The 11070-nt window shown below is 58.1% G+C and carries 8 protein-coding genes; 6 read left to right on the top strand and 2 right to left on the bottom strand.

Annotated elements, in window-relative coordinates; translation table 11 throughout:
• Positions 1-96: 96 nt before the first annotated feature.
• Positions 97-984 carry a DMT family transporter gene (locus QMX93_RS27270; RefSeq protein WP_282358624.1) on the bottom strand — a complete coding sequence of 296 codons (888 nt, stop codon included), beginning with the start codon at positions 982-984 and terminating at the stop codon, positions 97-99.
• A 96-nt stretch (positions 985-1080) separates the two neighbouring features.
• On the opposite strand from QMX93_RS27270, the gene QMX93_RS27275 reads away from it, so the two are divergent.
• From QMX93_RS27275 to QMX93_RS27290, 4 genes are all read left to right on the top strand, one after another.
• Positions 1081-1863 carry a helix-turn-helix transcriptional regulator gene (locus QMX93_RS27275; RefSeq protein WP_282358626.1) on the top strand — a complete coding sequence of 261 codons (783 nt, stop codon included), beginning with the start codon at positions 1081-1083 and terminating at the stop codon, positions 1861-1863.
• Positions 1864-1971: 108 nt separating this feature from the next.
• The gene (locus QMX93_RS27280; RefSeq protein WP_282358627.1) at positions 1972-6372 is read left to right on the top strand and encodes a DUF6543 domain-containing protein; all 4401 of its coding nucleotides are present in this window, start codon (positions 1972-1974) and stop codon (positions 6370-6372) included.
• Positions 6373-6500: 128 nt separating this feature from the next.
• A complete protein-coding gene (locus QMX93_RS27285) occupies positions 6501-6806 on the top strand; it encodes a PsiF family protein (protein ID WP_053116829.1) in 306 nt (101 codons plus the stop codon).
• A 169-nt stretch (positions 6807-6975) separates the two neighbouring features.
• A complete protein-coding gene (locus QMX93_RS27290; RefSeq protein WP_053116830.1) occupies positions 6976-7989 on the top strand; it encodes a hypothetical protein in 1014 nt (337 codons plus the stop codon).
• Between the two features lie 123 nt (positions 7990-8112).
• On the opposite strand, the gene QMX93_RS27295 is transcribed toward QMX93_RS27290, so the two are convergent.
• Positions 8113-9387, bottom strand: coding sequence for an Hsp70 family protein (locus QMX93_RS27295; protein WP_053116831.1), 1275 nt, complete (start codon positions 9385-9387; stop codon positions 8113-8115).
• Between the two features lie 293 nt (positions 9388-9680).
• Here QMX93_RS27295 and QMX93_RS27300 point away from each other — a divergent pair, with 293 nt between their 5' ends.
• Complete coding sequence (locus QMX93_RS27300; protein WP_282358628.1) at positions 9681-10631, top strand: DnaJ C-terminal domain-containing protein; 951 nt, start codon at positions 9681-9683, stop codon at positions 10629-10631.
• A gap of 23 nt (positions 10632-10654) precedes the next feature.
• On the top strand, positions 10655-10960 hold the full coding sequence (locus QMX93_RS27305; RefSeq protein ID WP_282358629.1) for a chaperone modulator CbpM: 306 nt from the start codon (positions 10655-10657) through the stop codon (positions 10958-10960).
• Positions 10961-11070 lie beyond the last annotated feature (110 nt).

Raw genomic sequence — 11070 nt, forward strand, 5'->3', positions numbered from 1 at the left:
GATTTATCCCCGATGGGCTGCGCAGCGGCCCCCGCTTTTTTGGGGCCGCTGCGCGACCCATCGGGGATAAATCCCCTCGCCACAAAGGTATAGGCATCAGGCAATGCGGGGCTGGCGACCCAATACCGTCGTCCAACGCTCAGAAAGTATCACCCCGGCCAACGTCAGCAATCCGCCCACCAAGTGATACATCGCCAACTGCTCCTTCAACACCACCGCCGCAATCAGCGCAGTAATCAGCGGCAGCAAATTAAAGAACAATGTCGTCCGGCTCGGCCCCAGGCGTTGCACCGCCTGCATCCACGCCAACGGCGCAACCATCGACGCCAGCAGGCACGCATACAACACCAGCGGAATGTTCTGCAGGGTCAAACCGGTTTTCGGCGAAGCGACATACAGCGGAAACAACACGACAATCGCCACCAGCACCTGCAAATACAGCAACACCAGCGGCGGCAAACGCAGCTGCCATTTCTTCAGCAGCGTGCTGTAAATCGCGTAAGCCAGCGTCGCGATCAACATCATCGCATCGCCCATGTTCAGGCCGTGTTGCAGCAACGCGCCAAGGCTGCCCGACGACACCACCACCAGCACGCCAGCAAACGACAGCACCGCGCCGACCAGCGCACCGGCGGTCAGACGTTGACCGAGGCTGATGATTGCCATGGCCAGCGACATCAACGGCATCAGCGACAAAATGATGCCCATGTTGGTCGCGGTGGTCAGGGTCGCCGCAAAGTAAGCGAGGCTCTGATAGACCGCCATACCCAGCACACCGAGGACAAAAATCTTGCCCAGGTTCGGACGAATCTGCGGCCAGTGCGCGATCACCGCTTTGAGCATGAATGGGGTGAACAGCAACCCGGCGAGCAGCCAGCGATAGAAACCGATCTCGGCGGGGAAAATCGCCCCGACCGCCAGTTTGTTGATCACGGTATTGCCGGCCCAGATAAAAATCGCCAGCAGCGGAAACGCGTATTGCATGAGTTGAAACCAGTACGTTGATGAAGCGCAATTATCCCTTGTCTGGATACAGGCCTATACTTCGAACCGGACAACCTGCCTCTGAAACCGGACAGCATGAACAGTAAACACATCGATCTACTGGATTTCAGCGAGCTGCCGTCGGCGGTGTACTTCCGTTATGCCGATTTCAACGCCCACGAATTCGCCGCGCCGCACCGCCATCCTTGGGGAACGCTGGAATACGCGGCGCATGGTGTGCTGCACATGGACGTCGACGGCAGTCGCTTCATGTCGCCGCCGCAATACGCGGTGTGGGTGCCGCCGCAGGTCGAGCACAGTTTTTACAGCCATCAACCGGTCAACTATCGCGCGGTGTGTCTGGATCCCAAGGTCTGCGCCGATCTGCCTCGACGCGCCTGCACGCTGGCGATCAGCGACATTCTCAAAGCGATCCTCAAGGACTTCGCCGCGCGCGATGTGAAAATTCCTCAACTCGATGCCGATCAACGACTGGCGCAGGTGTTGGTCGATCAACTGCAACAGGCGCCGGTGCACGAGTGTTATCTGCCCTACGCGAGCAGTCCGGGTTTGCTGGCGATCCTCGAAGCGTTGCAGGCCGAGCCTGGCAACAACCAGCCGCTGGCGCATTGGGCGGCGCAAGTGCATGTCAGTGAGCGCACGTTGGCGCGTCAGTTTGTACGGGAACTGGGGATGAGTTTCGGCGAGTGGCGTCAGCGTCTGCGTTACCTTGCGGCGATCGAAGCGTTGGAGGGTCAGCGTAGCGTTCAGGAAATAGCCTTTGATCTTGGCTATAGCAGTGGCTCGGCATTTATTGCGATGTTTCAGCGTCAGGCCGGCTGTACACCGGAGTTTTATCGTCGACATAATTTGTTCTAGTTGCAAAGCGAACTTTCTTACAGGCTTCTCCGAAACCGGCTTCATAAGATGACGATGTTCTCGCGTTAGGCTGCCTCGATACTTTATGTGATCGAACAGGGATTGAACGTGAGCAAAAAATTGTCGTCGGCTAATAATCTGGCCAGTTTAAACAGTGGTCAAAGTGTTCATCATGACTTTATCAGTAACGCCATTCCCGACTGGCTGGTTCAGTCAGGGAGCAGAAGAGTTGGCGAACTTAAACAGAGTCCGAAAGTTATACCGTCGTGGTTAGAGGAAGCGTCATCGGTTGAACTGCTTGCACTCAATCTGGCATCGGTCTCCAGATCGAACGCTCAAGCGGCGGTGGATCGGATGTTTGAACGATTGCAGGATGTTTATGCCTTCGCGCAGCCTTTGCTGGTTAAGGCATTGAAAGATCAATACGGCGTGTCTGTCGATGTTCGTGAGACTTTTGTCAGGCTGTATTCACCGGCGCACTTGTCCCCTTGGGTCATGAATGTAGCGGGCGGAATGAGTGTGCGTACCGTGTCCCTGCTGGATGCAGCGCTGCACAACTTTTCAGCCAATGAGGTTTTTCAGTCCGGCAGTGGCTTTATCAGCAAGCCGGATGAGCAAGGCCTGTTTGAAGTAAAAGTTTTGAATGCGCTGACGGTCGAACAGTTCAAAGAGTTATGTCGAACACTGGATATAGGCCAGCGATATAAGGTTTATCTTCAAGACTATTTGCGCCCAACCGATGCACTCCCTCGCCATTTCTTGCGAAGCCAGGTTATCGATAGCCAGAAACATACTTTCAAAATGGCTGCCCATCTGGCGTTGATGAAGAAAGATATTTCAGCGGAGGTGTATCTGCACGCGCTGCACCTGTTCGGCGACAAACGAGGGCTGAAGCTTGATGGTTTGCCAGTTCGTTATTTCCACCTGACGATGCTCGATGTGCGCCTGACCGGCATTGTCCTGATGATGCCTGATCCAGAGGCACCCGTTGCCGGCGTGCGGCGGGTCATTGCCTACGTGCCGCACGATCCGCAACATCCATTGAAGGAATACCCTTCATCACAGGCATTTTTCGCTGAGCTGACGCGTCAACTCAGGGGAGATACCGACGCGGCACCGTCCACGCCCAACCGCTATCAGGTGTTTTTCAGCCAGTTCGTCGAACATGAGCAACGGGGGCGTTTTTTTGCCCAACTGCATGCGCAACTGTTTCCGATTCAGTATCACGGGCCTTCGCCACGACCCGACCAACCATCCTGGCGCGAAACATCCGCGCCAAACCCGCACCTGCGATTCGGTGCCATTGCCTTCGGTGATCAGACCGGCGAGCGTTTCAACGCTGATCTGTGGGGTTACCTGTTCCAGCAGCAAGTCAACAAGATGCTTAATGACGGACGTACATTGGCTGTTTCCACGGCGGATGCCGACAGCGCCGAGCGCTGGGCCTGGGTCGAAGATTTTGAGCAAATGTTTTTCGAGATCCTCAATGTTGCGCTGTTGGTCGTGACCCCTTTTGTGCCGTTTCTCGGGGAAATGATGCTGAGCTATATGGTCTATCAATTGCTCGGCGACGTCGTGGAGGGCGTGATAGATCTGGCCGCTGGCGACTACGTGCAAGCAGTAGAACACCTCCTCGGCGCAACCGAATCGATCATCGAGGCTGGTCTCTTTGCGGTCGGCGGCAGTTTTGCCAGGGAGGTCATTCGTCCCAAGCTGTCGGCGTTTCTCGAAAATGCCGCACCGGTCACGCTGGCGGACGGCAGCCAACGTCTGTGGGGGCAGAATCTTGAGCCCTACCTGCAACATAATCTGCAACTGGCAGCGGAGGCCAGGCCCCAGGCTGACGGGTTACACCTGCATCAGGGCAAGTCGATCCTGCGCCTTGATGCGCGTCACTTCGAGATTCGGAAGGACAGGCAGAGCGGCCAACATCGGATTCAGCACCCCGGCCGTCCGCACGCCTACCAACCGGTGGTCAACAGCAACGGCGCAGGCGCTTTCGTCATCGAAGGCGAAAAACCACTCAATTGGGATGTCGATACGCTGATGCGCAGGCTCGGGTCTTCGGTGGAAGGCCTGTCCGATGATTTTGCGGCGATTCGTACTGTCAGTCAGGTAGAGCCCGGTGCACTGCGGCGCATGTACGCTGACCATGAGAGGGCGATCCCTTTGCTCAGCGATACGGTGACCCGATTCAGAATCGACCGCGACATCAAGACATTCATCGAACAACTGTCCAGTGCCAGCCCCGATCAGTACCTGAATGCCGATCCTGTCTGGCAGTTTCAACTGCTTGATGGCGTGTGGCCGGGCGAGCCGGTTGAGCTGATCGGGGCGCGCGGCGAGAGGCTAGGGTATCTGGGCGCCGTCAATGCGCGGCCCTTGCGCCTGTCGCTGGAACGTCTGATGGGCGGCGATTGGCTGAAGACACTGGTGACACAACTGGATGACGCACAAATCCGAGCGTTGTTGGGCGATTCTTCCAGTGCACCGGTCTCCTCGCCCGAGGTGAGTACCCGACGTCTTCGCGTCGAGTTGGCACGGTTGGCCCGTCGGCGCCAATCGCGGTTGTTCGAGCAACGCTATAACCGCGAGGCTGGAAACATTTCTGCGCCGGCTCGGGTCATTCAAGATCAACTGCAGCCGTTGCCCGGCCCGGTGGCGCAGGCATTGGCGTCCCTGGCGACACCTGCGGAACTTGAGGCCCTCGCCCAGGCAAAAATTCCCGAACGATTGCTGAATCTCGGGCGTTGGGCGCAGCAGGATGTGCGCATCAGCCGGGCCTATGAAGGATTGTTTCTGGAATCGGTAGAAAGTGCTGAAAGCGACACGCTGGTGTTGCACTCGTTGGCAAACCTGCCGGGCTGGAATCCCAACGTGAGCATTGAAGTGTGTCTTTACCGCTACGGTGGACGGCAGCTGGATCGCATCGGCTCCGCTACGGCATCCATTCAACGCACGATCGTTGTCGACGAACACGGCAGGTTCCAGGCGCATGATGCTTCAGGTCAGGCGTTGCATCCTTCCAGCGATTTCTACACGGCGATACTGCAAGCATTACCGGATGGCGAGCGCAATCGTCTGGGCATCCACATCGGTGAAATGTCGAAGTTGAAATCCGCGTTGCGTGAGCACCTCCTCAAACCTCATCGGCTGCTCAAGGTTCTCAACGACTTACCCGTCCTGCCGGTGCAGACATTCGATCCGTCGTTCATGCGTCTGCGTGGAGGCGGGGTGACCGACGCCGCTGAAGTCCCCGTATTGCAGGGCATCGCCGAAACGTTTTCTGACTTTGTCGCGGCAGCGTTTCATCCCAGCGTTGCCGAATTTGAGCAATACAACTATCTGCGCGGTTTGCAGTTGCTGGACGAAACGTTGCCACTCGAATGCTGGAACAGCCTGATGGAGGCTTTCATAAGCGCCAATGCTCAGGGATATGAAGCCAATCAGAGGGTGGTGCGCAGTATCGAAGTCCTGCCGGATTTGCAAAAACTGATGAGCGCAGACGCTTTCCAGCACTTGATCGGGCGACTGTTTACCGCCGATGGACTGGAACCGCTCACGGAGTCCGAATGCAATCTGGGGAGCATTGCGCGCAATCTACAGCAGACCGGAAGGGATCAGGATTATCAAGCGCTCAGGCAGGCAGTGCTGGAAAACCCCGATCATCAGGTTGAACCCTGGGAGGAACTGCGGCAATACCATGAAGTTCTCTCTTCTGGCGCTGAACCTGACTCCACGCCGAGCGAGGTGACGGCTCAAGTCATGGCCAATCTGCAGTCGGCGCAGCGTGCCATATTCAGGGCCAAAGAGTTACTGCCGCTCTCTGGCAATCAGTTGCCGAGCATCTGGGAAAAGGGCGGTTCGGCGATTGCGAAGATCAAAGGGCTCAGGCAGCTGGATCTTCAGTCGGGTGACTTCACTGCCCGCTGGACCAGTGCGGAAACGGCCAGGAAAGCCATCGCAATCAAGGGCGGTAATTGCTCGGAAAACTCCAAGGTCACGTTCTCGATTCTCGCGAGCCAGCCGAGGGCGTCGCGCATTCATATCGTCAAAGCGACCGCTTTCGATCATCAGTACGTGGTGATTGGCGACGACTTGAGCAATCTTGCCGAACTGGTGGTGGCCGACTCGTGGCCAGAATTTCCCGTCGCACACACGGCTGATAAAGGTTACTTCCGGTTCGAGCTGCCAGCGCTGGAAACCCTGGAGCCTGGCCCTGCGGTTGCCGACTACGCGTTCATCGAGAGTGTCCCGCCGGGATCGGCGGCGCTGCCGCAAGTTTCACGGGAGAACACCATCAGGCAAATCAAGATAAACAAGCTCCACCAGAGGGGGGCTTATGCTCAGTTCACCTCGGTGGCAGAACTGGGTGCGCGCTACCATACGCCAGATGAAGTGCCGGTTTCTTTCGAACTGCTGCCCACGACAGTTATTGAAAAAAGGATTGAGGCTTATCTGGATTATCAGAAAGCGTTCGAGAAACCGGGGGCCGCAGGCACTGAATAGGCGCTGCGGTCAGGGATCTGGCGCGTGCGGCAAAGATCCGGAGCAGGGTGCGGAGGAAGGTGTAACAAGATTTGGCTACACTCCTGCAGAGGCCGCATCCATCGGTGCGGCGACAAGGAGAAAACTCCATGAAGATGTTGCGTGTGCCTTTGTTGATGATTGGTTTGCTCCTGTGTTCCCAGGGTTTTGCCGCCACGGCGCAGCAAAACAAGATGACCACCTGCAATGCCGATGCGACTGCCAAGAGCCTCAAGGGCGATGAGCGCAAAACCTTCATGAGCACTTGCCTCAAGGCAACGCCTGCGGCTAACGACGGCAAGCAACTGACCCCGCAGCAGCAAAAAATGACCACCTGCAACGCCGATGCGAAAACCAAAGCGCTGACCGGCGATGCGCGCAAGGCGTTTATGAGTGATTGCCTGAAGAAAAAATAAGAGCAAAAGATCGCAGCCTGCGGCAGCTCCTACCTGAGACCGCGATCCTGTAGGAGCTGCCGCAGGCTGCGATCTTTTCGGCGCGACGAGGCACCCGGGCCTGTGCTCGCTTCGGCGCCGGAACGCTGGCAGACTGCCCATCCTTTTACGCCGTTCGTTTTGAGGCTGTATGCCAACGTTTTCTGAGCGTCATGTAGTGTTCTGGGTCAGTTGCATCATCATTTTCGGCGGATTGCTGCTGGTGCTGCCGCTGCGCTTGTTGCCGAGCCTGCTCGCCGGCTTGTTGGTGTTCGAACTGGTCAACATGCTCACCCCGCAATTGCAGCGGTTGATCGAAGGCCGCCGTGCACGGTGGCTGGCGGTGGCGTTGCTGGGGACGTTGGTGGTCAGTGTGCTGGCGCTGCTCTTTGCCGGCGCGATCAGTTTCCTGTTGCACGAAGCGGAAAACCCGGGCGCGTCGCTCGACAAATTCATGGGCGTGGTGGATCGTGCGCGCGGGCAACTGCCGCCGTTCATCGACGCTTATCTGCCCGCCAGCGCCGGTGAATTCCGCGTGGCGATTGGCGAATGGATGAGCAAGCATCTCTCCGAGCTGCAACTGGTCGGCAAGGATGCAGCGCACATGTTCGTGACGCTGCTGATCGGCATGGTGCTCGGCGCGATCATCGCCCTGCAGCGCGTGCCGGACGTCACCAAACGCAAACCGCTGGCGGCGGCGCTGTTCGACCGTCTGCACCTGCTGGTTCAAGCGTTTCGCAATATCGTTTTCGCGCAGATCAAGATTGCCTTGCTCAACACCTTCTTCACCGGGATCTTCCTCGCGGTGATCCTGCCGATGTTCGGCGTGAAGCTGCCGTTGACCAAAACCCTGATCGTGCTGACCTTCCTGCTTGGTCTGCTGCCGGTAATCGGCAATCTGATATCCAACACGCTGATCACCATCGTCGGCCTGTCGCTGTCGATCTGGGTGGCGGTGGCGGCGTTGGGTTATCTGATCGTTATCCACAAACTTGAATACTTCCTGAATGCGCGCATTGTCGGCGGGCAGATCAGTGCCAAGTCGTGGGAGTTGCTGCTGGCGATGCTGGTGTTCGAGGCCGCGTTCGGTTTGCCGGGGGTGGTGGCGGGGCCGATTTATTACGCGTATTTGAAGAGTGAGTTGAAGCTGGGAGGAATGGTGTAACCACCCCGTGATCGTTCCCACGCTCTGCGTGGGAAAGCATCCCGTGACGCTCCGCGTCACAGCCTCAACAGCGGACGCAGAGCGTCCATGGCGGCGTTCCCACGCGGAGCGTGGGAACGATCATCAGTTCATGGCGCCATAGCGTTTCATCGCTTCAATCGCCAAACCACTACCAATGCTGCCAAAGATATTCCCTTCAACATGCCGCGCATTCGGCAGCATTGCCGAGACGCTGTTGCGCAGCGCCGGAATCCCGCTCGAACCGCCGGTGAAGAACACCGTATCAACCTGATCGACCGCCACACCGGCATCGTTCAACAGCTGCGTAACACTGCCGCGTACCCGCTCCAGCAGCGCATCGATCGCCGATTCAAACAGCGCGCGGCTCAATTCCACGCTCAACCCGGCCTCGATCCGATCCAGCGGCACATGGCGGCTGTCGGTGTGGGTCAGCTGGATCTTGGTTTCTTCGACTTCCATCGCCAACCAGTGGCCGGCGCGCTGTTCGATCAACTTGAACAGACGGTCGATACCGCCGGTGTCTTCGATGTCGTATCGCATGCTGCCCAGCGCCAGGCTGGATTTCTGCGAATACACCGAGTTGATGGTGTGCCAGGTCGCCAGGTTCATGTGGTGGCTGGTCGGCATGTAGGCGCCGCTCTTCATGCGGCTGCCGTAGCCGAACAGCGGCATCAGGCCTTGCAGGCTCAGCTGTTTGTCGAAGTCGGTACCGCCGATGTGCACGCCGCCGGTGGCGAGGATGTCATCGTGTCGGTTGTCGACACCGCGACGCTCGGGCGACAGGCGCACCAGCGAGAAGTCAGAGGTACCACCGCCGATGTCGACGATCAGCACCAGTTCTTCTTTTTCGATGGTCGACTCGTAGTCGAAGGCCGCAGCAATTGGTTCGTACTGGAACGACACTTCCTTGAAACCGATCTTTTTGGCTACGTCGACCAAAGTGTCTTCAGCTTCCTGGTCAGCCAGCGGATCGTCATCGACGAAGAACACCGGACGACCGAGCACCACTTGCTCGAATTCCCGACCAGCGGCGGTTTCGGCGCGGCTCTTCAGTTGCCCGATAAACAGGCCGAGCAAGTCCTTGAACGGCATCGCCGTGCCGAGAACGCTGGTGTCGTGCTTGATCAGCTTGGAACCGAGCAGGCTTTTCAACGAGCGCATCAGTCGGCCTTCATAGCCTTCCAGGTACTCGTGCAGTGCCAGACGACCGTAAACCGGGCGGCGCTCCTCAATGTTGAAGAAGACCACCGACGGCAGGGTGATCTTGTCGTCTTCCAGCGCGATCATCGTTTCCATGCCGGGGCGCAGCCAGCCGACGGTGGAGTTGGACGTGCCGAAGTCGATGCCGCAGGCACGGGCTGGAGAGGCGTCTTTCATGTCTTTCGGTTCCGGTCAAAAAAACGGCCGCGCAGTGTATGTCAGTGCGCGCCAGAATCGAAGGCCGGTCATCAGCTATTTCGCGACTAAACTGCCTTGAAACCTCAAGCTTCGCCCCAAACTTGCTGGCATGGGCCGGCAGAACCACCGGCGGTCACAAGAACCGCCGTCTACTGCCGATAAACTTCTGCAGCGCCACCCGGTCACAACTTTGAGATCGGTCAACCTGGCACGCGCGAATCGGCGCATGCTTGGCATCGGCGCGAAATCGATAACGGATGGTGATTCCTTCAATGGACTTCAAAGACTATTACAAGATCCTCGGCGTGGAGCCGACAGCAGACGACAAGGCAATCAAGGCGGCCTATCGCAAGCTGGCGCGCAAATACCACCCCGATGTCAGCAAGGAAAAAGACGCCGAAGAGAAATTCAAGGACGCGTCGGAAGCCTATGAAGCGCTGAAAAGCGCCGACAAACGTGCCGAATACGACGAGCTGCGCCGTTATGGCCAGCACGGTCAGCCGTTCCAGGGGCCACCGGGCTGGCAGAGCCGTGGCGGCTTTGGTGGCGGCGGTCAGGACACCGGCGACTTCTCGGACTTTTTCAGTTCGATCTTCGGCAATCGCGGCCCCGGTTTCGGTGGCGGTGAAGGTCGGCAACAACGCAGTGCAGGGCGCCGAGGGCAAGACGTGGAAATGGAACTGCCGATCTTCCTCGAGGAGACGCTGTCGAACGAGTCGAAGAAAGTCACCTTCCAGGTGCCGCAATACAACGCCAACGGCCAGCACGTCAGCAACACCACGAAGAGCCTGAACGTGAAGATTCCGGCGGGCGTGACCGACGGCGAGCGCATCCGCCTTAAAGGCCAGGGCGCACCGGGCGCCGGTGGCGGGGCGAATGGCGATCTGTACCTGACCATTCGTTTTGCGCCGCACCCGAAATTCGATGTCGAAGGCGACAACCTGATCATCACGCTGCCGCTGGCACCGTGGGAGTTGGCGCTGGGCACCGAAGTGGCCGTACCGACCCTGACTGGCAAGATCAACCTCAAGGTGCCGGCCGGCAGTCAGAATGGCCAGCGCATGCGCGCCAAAGGACACGGTCTGAAGAACAAGGCTGGCGAACGCGGTTTCCTGTTTGTGCAGCTCAAAGCGGTGATGCCGAAAGCGTCCGATGACGAGGTCAAAGCGCTGTGGCAGGAACTGGCGACCAAAGCCGCCTTCAATCCGCGAGAGAACTTCTAAATTCGACGACGGAGTAGCCCATCATGAGCAGCCCCCTGATCGTTCAACTGGACCTGGCAGAATTCTGTGAGGCGGCCGATCTGTCGGACGTCTACGTGATCGAAATCGTCGAACACGGCATCCTCGAACCTCAGGGCGCGCAGCCCCGGGAATGGCGCTTCACCGACTACGAACTGGCCCTGGCCAAGCGCGCCGCCAAGTTGCGGCGCGACCTGGAGCTGGAGTGGGAAGGCGTCGCGCTGGCGCTGGATCTGCTGGAAGAGGTTCGCGAATTGCGCGCCGAAAACAGCATGCTCAAACAACGCCTGGCACGTCTGGTAATCGAATAACCCCCCTGTAGGAGCTGCCGAAGGCTGCGATCTTTTGATTTTGTTTTTAAAGACAAGATCAAAAGATCGCAGCCTTCGGCCGCTCCTACAGGGTTCGCGGTAACACTACG

Origin of the sequence: Pseudomonas sp. PS01303 (assembly GCF_029959385.1) — a bacterium.
GTDB classification, from domain to species: domain Bacteria; phylum Pseudomonadota; class Gammaproteobacteria; order Pseudomonadales; family Pseudomonadaceae; genus Aquipseudomonas; species Aquipseudomonas rustica.